Source organism: Phreatobacter sp., from assembly GCF_016793595.1.
In the GTDB taxonomy this organism is placed as follows: Bacteria; Pseudomonadota; Alphaproteobacteria; order Rhizobiales; family Phreatobacteraceae; genus Phreatobacter.
Genome location: NZ_JAEULY010000015.1, coordinates 31,195 through 47,612, shown reverse-complemented (window position 1 = coordinate 47,612; position 16,418 = coordinate 31,195). Strand labels below are relative to the sequence as shown.

17 protein-coding genes are annotated in these 16,418 nt (G+C 66.7%); 14 read left to right on the top strand and 3 right to left on the bottom strand.

Annotated features, from left to right (window positions below; translation table 11 throughout):
- Positions 1-1,641: a long-chain fatty acid--CoA ligase gene (locus JNK84_RS15200; protein WP_293425304.1), complete on the bottom strand. Its 1,641-nt coding sequence runs from the start codon at positions 1,639-1,641 to the stop codon at positions 1-3.
- A gap of 241 nt (positions 1,642-1,882) precedes the next feature.
- On the opposite strand from JNK84_RS15200, the gene JNK84_RS15195 reads away from it, so the two are divergent.
- The 13 genes from JNK84_RS15195 (at position 1,883) to JNK84_RS15135 (ending at position 14,736) form a co-directional block, all read left to right on the top strand.
- Entirely contained in the window at positions 1,883-3,073 is a 1,191-nt protein-coding gene (locus JNK84_RS15195) for an acyl-CoA dehydrogenase family protein (protein ID WP_293425303.1), read from the top strand.
- Positions 3,074-3,080: 7 nt separating this feature from the next.
- Complete coding sequence (locus tag JNK84_RS15190; RefSeq protein ID WP_293425301.1) at positions 3,081-4,217, top strand: acyl-CoA dehydrogenase family protein; 1,137 nt, start codon at positions 3,081-3,083, stop codon at positions 4,215-4,217.
- A gap of 24 nt (positions 4,218-4,241) precedes the next feature.
- Positions 4,242-4,700: a MaoC family dehydratase gene (locus JNK84_RS15185; RefSeq protein WP_293425299.1), complete on the top strand. Its 459-nt coding sequence runs from the start codon at positions 4,242-4,244 to the stop codon at positions 4,698-4,700.
- 10 nt (positions 4,701-4,710) lie between these two features.
- A complete protein-coding gene (locus JNK84_RS15180) occupies positions 4,711-5,640 on the top strand; it encodes an SDR family NAD(P)-dependent oxidoreductase (protein WP_293425297.1) in 930 nt (309 codons plus the stop codon).
- Positions 5,641-5,667: 27 nt separating this feature from the next.
- The gene (locus JNK84_RS15175) at positions 5,668-6,858 is read left to right on the top strand and encodes an acetyl-CoA C-acyltransferase (RefSeq protein ID WP_293425296.1); all 1,191 of its coding nucleotides are present in this window, start codon (positions 5,668-5,670) and stop codon (positions 6,856-6,858) included.
- 150 nt (positions 6,859-7,008) lie between these two features.
- A complete protein-coding gene (locus tag JNK84_RS15170) occupies positions 7,009-8,250 on the top strand; it encodes a branched-chain amino acid ABC transporter substrate-binding protein (protein WP_367272356.1) in 1,242 nt (413 codons plus the stop codon).
- 103 nt (positions 8,251-8,353) lie between these two features.
- Positions 8,354-9,292 (top strand): branched-chain amino acid ABC transporter permease, encoded by a 939-nt coding sequence (locus JNK84_RS15165; protein ID WP_293425294.1) that lies wholly within the window; start codon positions 8,354-8,356, stop codon positions 9,290-9,292.
- Positions 9,289-10,539, top strand: coding sequence for a branched-chain amino acid ABC transporter permease (locus tag JNK84_RS15160; RefSeq protein ID WP_293425292.1), 1,251 nt, complete (start codon positions 9,289-9,291; stop codon positions 10,537-10,539). Before JNK84_RS15165 ends, JNK84_RS15160 begins: the two co-directional genes overlap by 4 nt.
- On the top strand, positions 10,536-11,282 hold the full coding sequence (locus tag JNK84_RS15155) for an ABC transporter ATP-binding protein (RefSeq protein WP_293425291.1): 747 nt from the start codon (positions 10,536-10,538) through the stop codon (positions 11,280-11,282). The genes JNK84_RS15160 and JNK84_RS15155 overlap by 4 nt, the downstream gene beginning before the upstream one ends.
- Positions 11,282-11,977 (top strand): ABC transporter ATP-binding protein, encoded by a 696-nt coding sequence (locus JNK84_RS15150; protein ID WP_293425289.1) that lies wholly within the window; start codon positions 11,282-11,284, stop codon positions 11,975-11,977. Before JNK84_RS15155 ends, JNK84_RS15150 begins: the two co-directional genes overlap by 1 nt.
- Before the next feature lie 167 nt (positions 11,978-12,144).
- Positions 12,145-13,167 (top strand): phosphotransferase family protein, encoded by a 1,023-nt coding sequence (locus JNK84_RS15145; protein ID WP_293425911.1) that lies wholly within the window; start codon positions 12,145-12,147, stop codon positions 13,165-13,167.
- On the top strand, positions 13,164-13,943 hold the full coding sequence (locus JNK84_RS15140; RefSeq protein ID WP_293425287.1) for an SDR family NAD(P)-dependent oxidoreductase: 780 nt from the start codon (positions 13,164-13,166) through the stop codon (positions 13,941-13,943). The genes JNK84_RS15145 and JNK84_RS15140 overlap by 4 nt, the downstream gene beginning before the upstream one ends.
- A 46-nt stretch (positions 13,944-13,989) precedes the next feature.
- Positions 13,990-14,736, top strand: a complete 747-nt coding sequence (locus tag JNK84_RS15135) for a sulfite exporter TauE/SafE family protein (protein WP_293425285.1) — start codon at positions 13,990-13,992, stop codon at positions 14,734-14,736.
- Here the strand turns inward: JNK84_RS15135 and apaG are convergent.
- Together apaG and JNK84_RS15125 are read right to left on the bottom strand one after the other, a co-directional pair.
- Entirely contained in the window at positions 14,729-15,121 is a 393-nt protein-coding gene (gene apaG / locus JNK84_RS15130) for a Co2+/Mg2+ efflux protein ApaG (protein WP_293425283.1), read from the bottom strand. The two genes, JNK84_RS15135 and apaG, sit on opposite strands and share 8 nt — an antisense overlap.
- A gap of 96 nt (positions 15,122-15,217) precedes the next feature.
- The gene (locus tag JNK84_RS15125; protein ID WP_293425281.1) at positions 15,218-15,565 is read right to left on the bottom strand and encodes a DUF952 domain-containing protein; all 348 of its coding nucleotides are present in this window, start codon (positions 15,563-15,565) and stop codon (positions 15,218-15,220) included.
- A gap of 207 nt (positions 15,566-15,772) precedes the next feature.
- On the opposite strand from JNK84_RS15125, the gene JNK84_RS15120 reads away from it, so the two are divergent.
- Complete coding sequence (locus JNK84_RS15120; protein ID WP_293425280.1) at positions 15,773-16,399, top strand: S24 family peptidase; 627 nt, start codon at positions 15,773-15,775, stop codon at positions 16,397-16,399.
- The last annotated feature ends 19 nt before the right edge of the window (positions 16,400-16,418 follow it).

The following is a 16,418-nucleotide window of genomic DNA, read 5'->3' as shown; positions in this document are numbered from 1 at the left end:
TCAGTCGGCATCCGGCAGCGGATGGTCGGCGAACTGCTTGCGCAGCGTCAGTTTCGAGATCTTGCCGGTGGCGGTCAGCGGCAATTGCTCGACGAAGACGATGTCGTCGGGCAGCTGCCATTTGGCGATGGCCTTTTCCAGCGTCGCCATCACCTCCTCCGGCTTCGGATCGGCGCCGGCGGCTTTCACCGCGATCATCAGGGGCCGTTCCTGCCATTTCGGGTGCGGCACGCCGATCACGGCGCAGGCCGCGATGCCCGGATGCGCCATGGCGGCATTCTCGACATCGATGGAGGAAATCCACTCGCCGCCGGATTTCACGAGATCCTTGGTGCGGTCGACGATGATCAGGTAGCCGTCCGGGGTGATCTTCGCGACGTCGCCCGTGCCGAACCAGCCCTCGGCGTCGAAGGCGCGGGCGCTGGCATCGGCGTTCTCGTAATAGCCGGAGATGATGCCAGGGCCGCGCACGAACAGTTCGCCCGAGGCCTCGCCGTCATGGGGCAGGCGGTGGCCGGCTTCGTCGACGATCTTCAGCTCGACGCCGAACATGCGCCGGCCCTGCCGGCCCTTCAGGTCGATGCGCTCCTGCAGGGGCTTGCCGCGATCCTTGGTGGCGAGCACGCCGAGCGTGCCGACCGGACTCATCTCGGTCATGCCCCAGCCGTGGATGACGCCGACATCCATGGTCTCGAAGGCCTCGATCATGGCGCGCGGCGCGGCCGAGCCGCCGATGATCACCTCGCCGAGCATGGACGGTTTGCGGCCGCGCTTCTGGATCTCCTGCAGCAGGCCCATCCAGACGGTCGGCACGCCCCAGGACGAGAACACCTTCTCGTTCTCCAGCAGGTCGTAGAGGTTCGGTCCGTCGAGCTTGACGCCGGGCATGATCAGGTTGAGCCCGACGATCGGCGCCGTATAGGGCAGACCCCAGGCATTGACGTGGAACAGCGGTACGACTGGCAGCACGGTGCGGCCAGTCTTCAGGCTCTCCATGCCGGCGGTCAGCGTGAACAGCGCATGCAGCATGACCGAGCGCTGCGAATAGAGCGCGCCCTTGGGCTCGCCGGTCGTGCCCGACGTGTAGCAGAGCGAGACACCGGCATTCTCGTCGATCTTCGGCCAGGCATAGGCCGTCGGTTGACCGGCCAGCAGGTCCTCGTAGGCGTGGATGCCCTCGAGCCCTTCGCCGGTCGGCAGATGCGCCTTGTCGCATAGGGCGACGTAGACCATGTCCTTCGGCCAGTGCGCCCGCATCTTCGCGATGAGGGGTGCGAGGTTGATGTCGAAGAACAGCACCCGGTCCTTCGCGTGGTTGACGATGTAGACGAGCTGCTCCGGGAACAGGCGCGGATTGATCGTGTGGCACACCGCGCCGATGCCGCCGATGGCATAGTAGAGCTCGAAATGGCGGTAGCCGTTCCAGGCGAGCGTGGCGACGCGGTCGCCCTCCTTCACGCCGAGCGCCTTCAGGGCGTGTGAGAGCTGCGCGACGCGCGGCAGCGTCTCGGCATAGGTCGTGCGGTGCGTGCCGCCCTCAATCGTCGCCGAGACGATCGCGCCGTCAGGGTGCATCTCGGCGCCATATTCCAGGGCCGCCGAGACGTTCAGCGGCGTATCCATCATCAGACCGCGCAGCATGGCGGCATCCTCCCGAAATCATGCGCCTTGGGTGGCGCTTTCTCATTGGCTTTACGGTGCCCCGGACGTTCCTGCCCATCGGCCGGAAGACGGACGCCGAAAATGGCGCGATCCCGGACATGGGGGCTCGACAACGGCCGGGGGGCCGAACATACTCTTGAGTATGTCCCTGTGTCTGAAGGGACGTCAACGAACGAAATGCGGCCGGCCATCGAAATGCCGGCGATCTGGGAGGATGCCGATGGACGCGCTGGAGGCCTTCCGGCGGGACACCCGTGCATGGCTCGATGCCAATTGTCCGGCCGAAATGCGCGTGCCCGTGCGTGGCGACGAGGACATCTGCTGGGGCGGCCGCAACTGGGTGTTCAAGTCCGATGCCCAGAAGGTCTGGATGGAGCGGATGGCCGCGCGCGGCTGGACCGTGCCCGCCTGGCCCAAGGCCTATGGAGGCGGCGGCCTCTCCCACGAGGAGGTCAAGGTTCTCAAGGAGGAGATGGCGCGCATCAAGGCGCGCTCGCCGCTGGAGAGCTTCGGCATCTGGATGCTCGGCCCGGCGCTGTTGGCCTTCGGCTCCGAGGAGCAGAAAAAAGAGCATCTGCCGCGCATCGCGCGCGGCGAGGTCCGCTGGTGCCAGGGCTATTCCGAGCCCAATGCCGGCTCCGATCTTGCCTCCCTTCAGACTCGCGCCGACGATGCCGGCGACCATTTCGCCGTTACCGGTTCGAAGATCTGGACGAGCTATGCCGACAAGGCCGACATGATCTTTTGCCTGGTGCGCACGGATTTCTCCGCGCCCAAGCATCTCGGCATCTCCTTCATCCTGTTCGACATGACCTGGCCGGGCGTCTCGACCAAGCCGATCATGCTGATCTCCGGCAAGTCGCCGTTCTGCGAGACCTTCTTCGACGGCGTGAAGGTGCCGAAGGCGAACCTCGTCGGCACGCTCAACCGCGGCTGGGACATCGCCAAGTACCTGCTGACCCACGAGCGCGAGATGATCGGCGGCGGGGGCGGCGGACTGCTCGGCGGCCGTTCGCCCGGACAACTCGCCGCGAGCGAGATCGGCACGGACGAGGCGGGCCGGCTGGCCGATGCCTTCCTGCGCGCGGACGCCGCGCGCGCGGAGGTCGACGCGCTGGCCTTCGCCTCCACCATGGCCCGCTACAAGGACGAGGCGGCATCCGGCGGCAAGGGCGTCGGCGACAAGTCCTCGGTGCTCAAATATTACGGCACGGAGCTCAACAAGCGGCGTTACGAGCTGATGATGCGCGCCGCCGGTTCGTCCGGCCTCGAATGGGAGGGCGCGCGCACCAATGACGGCGAGCTGGCGCGCGGCTGGCTGCGCACCAAGGCCAATTCGATCGAGGGCGGCACGTCGGAGGTGATGCTCGACATCGTCGCCAAGCGCCTCCTACAACTGCCGTCCGCGTGAGGCCGCCATGCTGGTTCTGAACGACGATCAGACGATGCTCCAGGACGCCGCCAGGGGCTTCGTCCAGGAGAAGGCGCCGGTGGCGGCGCTGCGCAAGATTCGCGACGGGAAGGTCGCCGATGGCTTCGACCGCGACCTGTGGCGCCAGATGGCCGAGATGGGCTGGACCGGCGTGCTCGTGCCGGAGGACCAGGGCGGTCTTGGCTTCGGTTTCGTCGGTGCCGGCGTCATCTGCGAGGAAATGGGTCGCACGCTCACCGCCTCGCCGTTCCTGTCCACGGCGATGATGGCGGCGACGGCGCTTTCGCGCGCGGGCACGCCCGCGCAGAAGCAGCGATGGCTCCCCGCCATCGTCGCGGGCGAGGCGATCATCGCGACCGCCATCGACGAGGGCCGCCGCCACGATCCCGCCGGCACCGCGATGACGGCCGAGCGCTCCGGCAATGGCTTCAAACTGTCGGGCAAGAAGACCTATGTGGTCGACGGCCACGCCGCCGACGCGATCCTCGTCGCGGCGCGCACGGGTGGCGCGGCCGGGGAGAAGGGCGGCCTCAGTCTGTTCCTGGTCGATCCCAAGGCCAGCGGACTTGCCACCGAACGGCTGTCGACCCTGGACTCCCGCGGTGCAGCAGAACTGGCCTTTGACGGCGTCCAGGTAACGTCCGACGATGTGATCGGCGAGGTCGATGACGGTTTCGCTCTTCTGGAGATCGTGCTTGGCGCGGGCCGCGCGGGCCTCGCGGCGGAACTCTCCGGCAACGCGCAGGAGAGCTTTGCTCGCACGGTAGACTACCTCAAGGAGCGCAAGCAGTTCGGCCGCACCATCGGCGCCTTCCAGGCGCTGCAGCACCGCGCCGCGCATCTGTTCTGCGAGGTCGAGCTGGCGAGGTCCGCCGTGCTGTCGGCCCTGCAGGCGCTCGACGCGGATGCGGACAAGGCCTCGCTCGCCGTTTCCGTCGCCAAGTCCAAGGCCTCGTCCGTCGCGCGGCTCGCGAGCCAGGAGGCGGTGCAGATGCACGGCGGCATCGGCATGACCGACGCCATCGACATCGGCCTGTTCATGAAGCGGATGCAGGTGGCCTCGTCGCTCTACGGCGATGCCGATTTCCACGCCGACCGCGTCGCGCTGGCGCGCGGCTTCTGATCGAAGAACCGGAGTTTTTCACCCATGGCGACCGTTACCATCGAGGAACTGGCTGGCAAGGTCGGGCAGGAGATCGGCCTATCGAAATGGATCGACATTCCGCAATCGGCCATCGACGCCTTCGCCGACATCACCCACGACCACCAGTTCATCCACATCGACCCGGTGAAGGCGAAGGCGACGCCGTTCGGCGGCACCATCGCCCACGGCTTCCTCACCGTCTCCATGCTCTCGGCGATGGCCTATGACGCGCTGCCCGAGATCGCCAATCGCGTCATGGGCGTGAACTACGGCTTCGACAAGCTGCGCATGGTCTCGCCGGTGCGCTCTGGCGCGAAGATTCGCGGCCGCTTCGTGCTGAAGGCGCTCGATTCCAAGAGCCCCAAGCAGCACCAGACCACCTACACCGTGACCGTCGAGATCGAGGGGTCGGACAAGCCGGCGCTCGTCGCCGACTGGATCACCCTGTCCTATCTCGCTTGAGGGTATCAGCATGAGCATTCGTTTCGACGGGCGCGTCGCCATCGTCACCGGGGCCGGTAACGGCCTTGGCCGTTCGCATGCCCTGGGCCTCGCCGAGCGCGGCGCCAAGGTCGTGATCGTCGATTTCGGCGGCGCCCGCGACGGCACCGGCGGCTCCTCCGAAGCCGCCGAGAAGGTGGTCGCCGAGATCAAGGCGAAGGGCGGCGAGGCCATCGCGCACGGCGCGAACGTCGTCGATGTCGCCCAGGTGCAGGACATGGTGAAGAAGACCATGGACGCCTTCGGCCGGATCGACATCCTGATCAACAATGCCGGCATTCTGCGCGACAAGACCTTCACCAAGATGGAGCTCGCCGACTTCGAGGCCGTGGTGGACGTGCATCTGATGGGCACGGTGAACTGCACCAAGGCGGTCTGGGACATCATGCGCGCCCAGAACTATGGCCGCATCGTTTTCACGTCGTCGTCCTCGGGCCTCTACGGCAATTTCGGCCAGTCCAACTACGGTGCCGCCAAGGCCGCCATGGTCGGCCTGATGAACGTGCTGCATCAGGAGGGCGCGAAGAACGACATCCGCGTCAACACGCTGGCGCCCACCGCCGCGACGCGCATGACGGAAGAGCTGCTGCCGCCGGAATCGCTGAAGCTGCTGACGCCGGAATCGATCACCCCCGGCGTGCTTTTCCTCGTCAGCGAGAAGGGACCGTCGCGCACGATCCTGTGCGCGGGCGCGGGCGCGTTCGCGCGAACGATCATCTACGAAACCGACGGCATCTGGCTCGACGAAGCCGAGCGCACGCCGGAAACCATCGCCGCCCGCTTCGACGACATCTCGAATCCGGACGGCCAGAAGGCGCTGCAGGGCGCCTTCGAGCAGACCACCAAATTCGCCATGAAGGCCGCAGCGGCGAAGGGCGTCACCCTTCCGCCCCGCGGCTGAACATCAGGATCACGAAGGAGAACAGCCATGCGTGAAGCCGTCATCGTTTCCACCGCCCGCACGGGCCTTGCCAAATCGTTCCGCGGTGCGCTGAACAACACCCATGGCGCGGCCATGGGCGGGCATGCCACCAAACACGCCATCCAGCGCGCCAAGATCGACCCGGCCGAGGTCGAGGACGTCATCGTCGGCTGCGCCAATCCGGAAGGCGCGACCGGCTCCAACATCGCGCGCCAGATCGCGATCTCGGCGGGCTGCCCCGTCTCCGTCTCGGGCCTCACCATCAATCGTTTCTGCTCGTCGGGCCTGCAGACGATCGCCACCGCCTCGCAGCGGATCCTTGCCGGCGAGGGCGACATCTACGCGGCAGGCGGCGTCGAATCGATCTCGCTCGTGCAGGGCACGATGAACAAGTCGAACCTGATCGATCCGTGGCTGAAGGCGCACAAGCCGGCGATCTACATGTCGATGCTGGAAACCGCCGAGACGGTCGCCAAGCGCTACGGCATTTCGCGCCAGCTCCAGGACGAATACGGCGTCGAGAGCCAGCGCCGCGCGGCGGCCGCCCGTCAGGGCCGCAAGTTTGACGACGAGATCGTGCCCTTCACCACCTCCATGACCAAGTTCGAGATGAACGACAAGAAGGAGGTCGTGCGCACCTGGCAGGAGGAGGTCACCCTCAACGAGGACGAGGGCATCCGCGCCGACACGACCTACGAGGGCGTGTCCAAGATCCGTCCCGCCCTCGAGGGCGGCGTGATCTCGGCCGGCAATGCCAGCCAGTTCTCGGACGGCGCCTCGATGGCGATCGTCATGGACTCGAAGCTCGCTGAACAGCGCAACCTCAATCCGCTGGGCATCTTCAAGGGCTTCGCGGTCGCCGGCTGCGAGCCTGACGAGATGGGCATCGGCCCGGTCTACGCCGTGCCGAAGCTCCTGAAGCGCGCCGGCCTGAAGGTCGAGGACATCGATCTCTGGGAGCTGAACGAGGCCTTCGCCGTGCAGGTGATCTATTCGCGCGACAAGCTCGGCATCCCGAATGACCGGCTGAACGTCAATGGCGGCGCCATCGCCGTCGGCCACCCCTACGGCGTCTCGGGTGCCCGCCTCGTCGGCCACGCGCTCATCGAGGGCAAGCGCCGCGGCGCGAAGAACGTGGTTGTGACAATGTGTATCGGTGGCGGCATGGGTGCTGCCGGCTTGTTCGAGGTCGTCTGACCTGTTTGACTGATGAGACGGGCGGTCGCCAAAGGCGGCCGCCGGCCCAATTCGATGAGAGCCGCGCGAAGCGGCCGATCGCTAGAGGAAGCACCCGCGGCCGACGAGGCGCCTCATCGCAGGCGCGGCCGCCCGTTTGAGGAGGACTACATGACCCGTATCGACCGCCGCCAGTTCGTCGGCTCCGCCCTGGCCGCCACGGCGCTCACCGGCATGCCCGCGCTCGCGCAGGGCGAGCCGATCCGCATCGCCTATATCGATCCGCTCTCCGGCCCCTTCGCCAATGTCGGCGACAACGGCCTGAAGCAGTTCCAGTTCGAGGCCGCCCGCATCAATGCCAGCGGCGGCATCAACGGCCGCAAGATGGAAGTAGTCGGCTTCGACAACAAGACCAATCCGAAGGAAGCCATCGTCCAGCTGGAAAAGGCCATCGACCAGGGCTTCCGGTTCGTCAGCCAGGGCAACGGCTCGTCGGTCGCCGCCGCCATCATCGAGGCGGTCGAGAAGCACAACGAGCGCAATCCGAACCAGTCGATGCTGTATCTGAACTATGCGGCGGTCGACCCGGCCTTCACCAACGACAAGTGCTCGTTCTGGCACTTCCGCTTCGACGCCGACGCCGACATGAAGATGGCGGCGATGACCGACTATCTCAAAGGTCTCACCAACATCAAGAAGATCTACGTCATCGGCCAGGACTACTCGTTCGGCAAGGCTGTCGCCGATTCCGCGGTGGCCATGCTGAAGGTCAAGCGCCCGGACATCGAGATCGTCGGCAACGAGCTGCACCCGCTCGGCCGCGTCCGCGACTTCGTGCCCTACATCACCAAGATGCGCGCGGCGGGCGCGCAGGCGGTGATCACTGGCAACTGGGGCACCGACATGACGCTGCTGATCAAGGCGGCGTCCGACACGGGCTTCAACGTGCCGTTCCTCACCTATTACGGCGGCGGTCTCGGCGCGCCGACGGCGATGGGCAAGTCGGCCGTCGGCCTCGTCAAGCAGATCACCGAGTGGCATGCCAATATCGAGAATATCGGTATGGACCAGGTGGTCACGGACTTCAAGAAGCTCCACAATCTCGACTACTATTACTTCCGCGTGAAGGTCATGTTCGACATGCTCGCGGCGGCGATGAAGAAGGCGAACTCGGCCGATCCGAAGGCCGTGGCGCTGGCGCTCGAGGGACTCGAGATCGAGACGCCCACCGGCAAGGCCTTCATGCAGAAGGAAAACCACCAGCTGATCCAGCCGCTCTACATTTCGACCTTCGCCGAGAACGTGAAGTTCGACCTGGAGAATACCGGGTTCGGCTTCAAGACCGACGTCAAGATCGAGGCGCAGGCGACCATCACCCCGACGACCTGCCGGATGCAGCGCCCCGCGGCCTGATCCACGCCCGTCGCGTCCAAGGCCGGGGCGTCCTCGCGTCCCGGCCGGTTTCGCCATACCCGGCCGAGGGTTTCCCGCGCCATCCTGACCGGAGCTTCTCCGCATGGAGACGATCGTCTTTTCGACCCTTAACGGGGTGCTTTACGGCCTCCTGCTCTTCATGCTGTCGAGCGGGCTGACGCTGATCTTCTCCATGATGGGCGTGCTGAACTTCGCCCATGCCAGTTTTTACATGCTCGGCGCCTATTTCGCTTATGCGATCGGGGCCACGACCGGCTTCTGGGTCGCGATGTTCCTCGCGCCGATCCTGGTCGCGGGCATCGGCGCGGTGGTCGAGCGCTACGGCTTGCGGAACGTCCACAGGCACGGCCACGTCGCCGAGCTCCTGTTCACCTTCGGCATCGCCTTCCTGATCGAGGAGATCGTCAAGCTGATCTGGGGCCGCAACCCGGTTCCCTACTCGCCGCCGGCCGTGCTGCAGCAGCCGCTGTTCACGCTGTGGGGCACGCAATATCCCTCGTTCCGCGTGTTCATGATGATCGTCGCGGTGCTGATGTTCATCGCGCTCTGGCTGATGCTGAAGAAGACGCGCATCGGCCTCATCGTGCAGGCCGCGCTGACCCATCCGCACATGGTCGGCCATCTCGGCCACAACGTGCCGCTGGTCTTCATGGGCGTCTTCGCGGTGGGCTGCGGCATGGCGGCGCTGGCGGGCGTCATCGGCGGCGCGCTGCTGGTCACCGACCCGGCCATGGCGCTCACCCTCGGCCCCATCGTCTTCGTGGTCGTGGTGGTCGGCGGCATGGGGTCGCTCGGCGGCGCCTTCCTCGCCTCGATCCTGATCGGGCTCATCCAGACCTTCGCGGTGGCTGTCGATGCCTCGCTGTCCGACCTGCTCGCGAGGTTCGGCGTCATGGTGTCCAACCGTTCCGACCTCGGCCGCATCACGCTGGCGCAGGTGGCGCCCATGCTGCCCTTCCTGCTGCTGGTCCTTGTCCTGATCTTCCGGCCGCGCGGCCTGATGGGAGCGCGTGAATCATGAGCCGGACCTCGACACTCCGCACCCTGGCGGTCTGGGTCGCCTTCGCCGCGATCCTCCTCGCCCTGCCGATGGTGTTCACCTCGCGGACCTCGCTCACCGTGATGAACGTCATGGGCATCTGGGTGGTTTTCGCGCTCGCCTACAACATGCTGCTCGGGCAGTCCGGCATGCTGTCCTTCGGTCATGCCGTCTATTTCGGTCTCGGCGGCTATGCGGCGATCCACCTCGTCGTCGCCATCAAGGCGCAGCGGCTGGGCATCCCGGTCTTCGCCGTGCCGCTGGTCGGCTTCATGGCCGGCATGGCGGCGGGCGCTGTCATCGGCTGGTTCTCCTGCCGCCGCTCCGGCACGCCCTTCGCGATGATCTCGCTCGGCATCGGCGAACTGGTCGCCGCCGCCGGCTTCATGTTCGTCTCCGTCTTCGGCGGCGAGGAAGGCATTTCCGGCGATCGCTCGGCCGGCCCGCGCATCTTCGGTCTCACGCTCGGGCCGCAGATCCACGTGTTCTACTTCATCGCCTTCTGGATGTTCGTCTCGACGCTGGCCATGTGGGCCTTCACCAAGACGCCGCTCGGGCGCCTCGCCAATGCGGTGCGCGACAATCCCGACCGCGTCGCCTTCATCGGTTACGACCCCCAGCGCATCCGCTTCCTGGTCTTCCTGATCTCGGGCGGTTTCGCGGGCCTTGCGGGGGCGCTGTCGGCGGTCAATTTCGAGATCATCAATCCCGAGACGCTGGGCGCCCAGGGCTCGGGCGCCGTGCTGCTGATGACCTTCATCGGCGGCGCCGGCGTGTTCTACGGTCCGATCATCGGCGCGGCGATCATCACCTTCATGCAGTCCATGCTCTCCGACTTCACCAAGGTCTGGCAGCTCTATCTCGGTCTGCTCTTCGTGGTGATGGTGCTCTTCGCGCCGTTCGGCATCGGCGGCATCGTCGCGCGCATTCTCGGCGCGGTGAAGCGCGGCGAACTCGCCGAGAAACTGCCCGGCTGGCTGCTCGGCACCCTCGGCGGACTGACGACCTTCTTCGGCGCCGTGATGGTGATCGAAATGGCCTACCGTATCCGCGAGGGTGGCCGGCCATTCCGCGCCTTCGGCCGCGACTTCGTCCATACCAGCCCGCTCAACTGGGTGCTGGCCGGCATCATCGTGGCGGCGGGCATCGCCATCGTGACCGTCGCGGTGCGCTGGCGGCAACGCGGCACGCTCGGCGCGGCCCTGCGCTTCCGGGAGGTCGCGCCATGAGCGCTCTGGTCCTGACCAATGTCGTCAAGAACTTCGGCGCGGCGCAGATCATCCGCGACGTCTCGCTGGAGGTTCCCGCCGGCGAGCGTCACGCCATCATCGGGCCGAACGGGGCCGGCAAGTCGACCCTGTTCAACCTGATTTCAGGCGCCTTCCCGCCGACCTCGGGGGAGATTCTCGTCAACGGCCAGAAGGCCAGCGGCGCGCCGCCGTTCCAGATCAACCGGAGCGGTCTGTCGCGCTCGTTCCAGGTGACCAACATCTTCCACAACATGAGCGTCTACGAGAACGTGCGCTGCGCGACCCTCTGGGCGCTCGGCCACCGCTACGTCTTCTGGCGCTTCATTTCCGGCATGAAGGATGTCGAGCAGCGGACCGAGGAGATTCTCGACCTGATCGGGCTCTCGGCCGTGCGCGAGACCCCGGCGGGCCTGCTCTCCTATGCCGACCAGCGCGCGCTGGAGATCGGCGTGACCATCGCCGGCGGCGCCAAGGTCATCCTGCTGGACGAGCCGACGGCGGGCATGAGCCACCACGAGACGGAGCGGGCCGTGGCGCTGATCCGCAAGGTCACCGAAGGGCGCACGCTGGTCATCGTCGAGCACGACATGAGCGTGGTCTTCGGCCTCGCCGACCGCATCTCGGTGCTGGTCTACGGCCAGATCATCGCGTCCGGCACGCCGGCCGAGATCCGCGCCAACAAGAAGGTCAAGGAAGCCTATCTCGGCGAGGAGGCCGCCTGATGCTCGAGGTTTCGGGTCTCAACGCCTATTACGGCAAGAGCCACATCCTGCAGGGCGTCGACATCCACGTCGATGCCGGCGAGGTGGTCAGCCTGATCGGTCGCAACGGCGTCGGCCGCTCCACCACGGTCAAGGCCATCATGGGCGAGGTGCCGCCGCACGGAACGATCCGCTTCAAGGGCCGCGACATCGCTGGCCTGCCGAGCCACCGCATCGCCCGTCTCGGCATCGGCTACGTGCCGGAGCACCGCGACATCTTTCCGGACCTGACCGTCCGGCAGAACCTCATGCTCGGCATGAAGGACGCGAAGAAGGAAGGGCGCTGGACCATCCAGGGCTCGCTCGACATGTTCCCCAACCTCGCGGCCCGCGCCGACGCGCCCGCCGGCGTGCTGTCCGGCGGCGAGAAGCAGATGCTCACCATGTGCCGCACCATGATGGGCGACCCCGACCTCGTCATGATCGACGAGCCGACGGAGGGGCTCGCGCCGCTGATCGTGCGTCAGGTCGGCGAGCTGATCTCGGAGATCGCCCGGCGCGGCGTCGCCATCCTGCTGGTCGAGCAGAAGCTCTCCATCGCCCTCGACATCTCGCACCGCGTCTATGTCATGGGCCACGGTCGCATCGTGTTCGAGGGCACCCCGGCGGAGCTCAAGGCCAATGAAACCGTCCGCAAGGAGTGGCTGGAAGTGTAACCGCACTCGTCCGTCCGGCGGACGGGACGCGGGCATGGCGGGCGTGCGACATTCTCCAGCCGAGGCGCATCGCCCTGCGTGGTGCGCCGGTTGCAGTTCGCCGCCCTCGCGAGGGCGCCTTTCGATCCGGAGTTGAGACCTTGGCTTCGCCCGCAGCCCAGCCCGCCATGACGATCGACGAAGCCGCGCTCGGCGCCTATCTCGAGGCCCACTGGCCGGGCTTCAAGGGCCCGGTCAAGGCCGAGAAGTTCGCCGGCGGCCAGTCGAATCCCACGTTCATGCTGACCCATGCCGGCGGCAAGGCCGTGCTCCGCAAGAAGCCGCCGGGGCAGCTCCTGAAGTCGGCCCACGCGGTTGATCGCGAGTACCGGGTCATGAAGGCGCTCGATGGCACTGGCGTTCCGGTCCCGGCCATGCATGCCTTGTGCGAGGACGAGAGCGTCATCGGCACCGCCTTCTACGTGATGGAATTCGTCGATGGCCGCATCATCTGGGACCCGGCCGTGCCGGAGGTCTCGAATGAGCACCGCGCCGGCATCTACGACGCCATGAACGCCGCCCTCGCCGCCCTGCACATGGTCGATCCCGCCAAGGTCGGGCTCGCCGATTTCGGCCGCCCCGGCAACTATTTCGCGCGGCAGCTCTCGCGCTGGGCCGAACAGTATCGCGCCTCGGAGACCGAGGATCACCCGGACATCAACCGCACCATTGTCTGGCTGGAGCAGAACCTTCCCGCCGACGATGGCCGCTCGTCGCTGGTCCACGGCGACTATCGCATCGACAACATGATCTTCGCCCATGACGAGCCGAGGCTGCTCGCCATTCTCGACTGGGAGCTCTCCACCATCGGGCATCCCTTCGCCGATATCGCCTATCAGTGCATGCACTGGCGCCTGCCGCACGAAGGGTCGTTCCGGGGGCTCGCCGGCATCGACCGCAAGGCCGTCGGCATTCCGACCGAGGCGGAATATGTCGCCCGCTACTGCCAGCGCACCGGCCTCGACGGCATCCCCAACTGGGGCTTCTATCTCGCCTTCTCGCTGTTCCGCATGGCGGCGATCCTGCAGGGCGTGCTGAAACGGGCGCTCACCGGCAATGCCTCCAACCCTGAGCGCGCGCTCAAGGTGAAGGACAACATCCCGATCCTCGGCCGCATGGCCGTCGATGTGATCGACAGGGAAGTGAAATGACCGCCATGCGACGCTATGCCGGCAAGACCGTCCTGATCACGGGCGCGGCCAGCGGCTTCGGCCGCCGCGCGGCGGAGCGTTTCGCCGCCGAGGGCGCGAACCTCGTGCTCGGCGACATTCAGGCGGAAGCGCTGGCCGAGACGAAGCGGCGCGCCGAGGCGATCGGCGCGAAGGCCGTGGCGCAGGTGACGAATGTCGCGCACGGGCCGGCGGTGCAGCTGCTCGTCCAGGCGGCGGTCGATGCCTTCGGCGGTCTCGACGTCGCGCTCAACAATGCCGGCGTCGCCCACGGCACGATGAAGCTCGTCGATACCGACGAAGCCGTGATGCGGCGGATGTTCGACATCAACGTCATGGGCGTCTTCCACGGCATGAAGGCGCAGATTCCGGTCATGGAGCGGCACGGCGGCGGGGTGATCCTCAACACCGCTTCGGTGGCCGGCGTCACCGGCGCGCCGCTGCTGGCCGCCTATGCGGCGGCGAAGCACGCGGTCATCGGCCTGACCAAGACCACGGCGGCCGAGGTCGCGCGCAAGTCCATCCGCGTCAATGCCATCTGTCCGGCCTTCGCCGAGACTCCCATGCTGACCGAAAGCCTGATGCAGGACGGGCGCACGCAGGAGGAGATGGTCGGCCGCCTGGTCCAGACCATGCCCATGCGCCGCCCCGGCACGGCCGACGAGATCGTCCAGGCCATGCTATGGATCTGCTCGCCCGAAAATTCGTTCATGACGGGGCATGCCCTCGTCGTCGATGGTGGTTTGACGGCACTCTGATCGCCGGCTGACGGAGCCCGCGGCACTCCCGGAACAGTGGGGTGGAATGACGGTCGAATTCATCCTGCTGGTCGGCATCGGCTTCTTCGCGCAGCTCGTCGACGGCGCGCTGGGCATGGCTTTCGGCCTGATCGCCACCAGCGCCATGCTTTCGCTCGGACTGCCGCCGGCGCAGGCCAGCGCCACGACCCATACCGCGGAAGTCGCGACGACCGCGGTATCCGGCCTGTCGCACCTCTACCACCGCAACATCGACGGCCGGCTGTTCCTGACGCTCGGCATTGCCGGCGTCGTCGGTGGCGTTGTGGGCGCCTGGGTGCTCTCCAACGTCAACGGCAAGGCGATCCTGCCCTTCGTCTCGGCCTATCTGCTGGCCGTGGGCATCCTGATCCTCGTCAAGGCGGCGCGCCTGTCCCGCCCGCGCGAGGATGCGCCGGCCGCCTTCACGGCGCCTCTCGGCATTGTCGGCGGCTTCCTCGACGCCGTGGGCGGTGGCGGCTGGGGGCCGATGGTGACGTCGACGCTGATCGGATCGGGCCATGCGCCGCGCAAGGTGATCGGCTCGGTCAATGCCGCCGAGTTCTTCGTGACGATCGCGGTTTCGACGACGTTCTTCGTCGAACTCGGCATCGCCCATGTCCAGCATATCGCCGCACTGGTGATTGGCGGCGTCCTGGCGGCCCCGCTCGGCGGCTATCTCGTCCGCCACCTGAAGCCGCACCTGCTGATGGGCGTTGTCGGTTTGCTGGTCAGCGGGCTGGCGCTCTACCAGCTGGTGCGCGCGCTCAGTTGACCGTGCGGTTGGCGTGCGGGCTGTCGAGCGAGAAGGCCGGAATCTCCGCCTGGAAGCTCTCGTTGCGCTCGGTGACCATCAGGTAGTGACCGACCATGATCCCGGTCGGCGTCGTCAGCGGGCAGCCGGACGTGTATTCGAACGCCGCCCCCGATTCGATGACGGGCTGCTCGCCGACCACGCCGGGGCCGCGCACCTCGTGAACCTTGCCGTGCTCGTCGGTGATCTGCCAGTAGCGCGCCCGCAATTGCACGCGCTCGCCCGACAGGTTGAGAATCTCGACGCGGTAGGCCCAGAAATACTGGCTTTCGTCCGGCTCCGAGCGCTCGGGCAGATATTCCGGCGTGACCGTGACCTGGATGCCCCGCGTGACGGCGCGATACATGGCGGCTCTCTCTGGCAGCCATTCCGGCCGCTGCTTGGCGAAAGCTTCGGATCACAGGCTTGCGGAGGCGATCCCGCCTGTCAACCGCGCGACGTGTCAGGCGTCCAGCGGCGGGAAGAGATGCGCGCCGTCGGCGCCGAGGGCGAGCGGCCTGGTCCACCGCACCGCGCTCATCGGCAGGTCGCCATAGAGATGGGGGAACAGCGCCCCGCCGCGCGATGGCTCCCACTTCAGCGCCGCACCGAGCGCCGCCGCATCGACGGCGACGAGGAGCAGGTCCTTCTGGCCGGCAAAGTGCTTCGCGGCGGTCTCGCGCACCTGCGCGGCTGTCGAGAAATGGATGTAGCCGTCGGCGAGATCGACCGGAGCGCCGGTGAAGATGCCGGCGGCCTCGGCCTGCCGCCACGCGGCGAGCGGGGATATTTTGTAGATTGTCGCAGACATGGCATTCACCGTTTCCGCGTCAGGCTTTGGCCTCGCCGCGCCGGCGATGCAAGGGCTGGCCGAAAACGCCCCGCCCGGGGCAGCGTATATTCCGATTGACATCGACGTGAAAGGGCAATAATCCTACAATCGGATGGTCTTCCTGAATTCTGACTGCGCCGTGGCGTGGAAGACACGCATCACCGGCCACGCGATCGGGAGTTTGCCATGTTTTCGCATGCCGATATCTGGGCGGCGATCGACCGGCTGGCCGAGACCAACGGCCTGTCGGCCTCGGGCCTTGCCAAGCGCGCCGGGCTGGACGCCACCACCTTCAACAAGTCGAAGCGCGTGATGCTGGACGGGCGCGAGCGGTGGCCTTCCACCGAATCCGTCGCGAAGGTCCTCAACGCTACCTCCACCAGCTTCGGCGAATTCGTCTCGCTCGTCGGAGGCTCCAGGATGAGCACCAGGCCGCTGCCCATTCTCGGCTTCGCGCAGGCCGGCGCGGGCGGCTATTTCGATGCGGGCGGCCTTCCGGCCGGCAACGGCTGGGACGAGGTGTCCTTTCCCGACGTTCCCGACGAGGCGATCTACGCGCTGGAAATCCAGGGGGATTCCATGCTGCCGGTCTACCGCGACGGCGACCGCATCGTTGTCTCGCCGGTCGCGCCCGTCCGGCGCGGCGACCGCGTCGTGGTGCAGACGACCGAGGGCGAGATCATGGCCAAGGAGCTCAAGCGCCAGACCAATAAATCGGTCGAGCTGACCTCGCTCAACGCCGACCACGCCGATCGCACGTTCCCGGTCGCCGAGATCGCCTGGATGGCGCGCATCATGTGGGTGAGCCAGTAGGATCGCCGCGGGAGCGCAG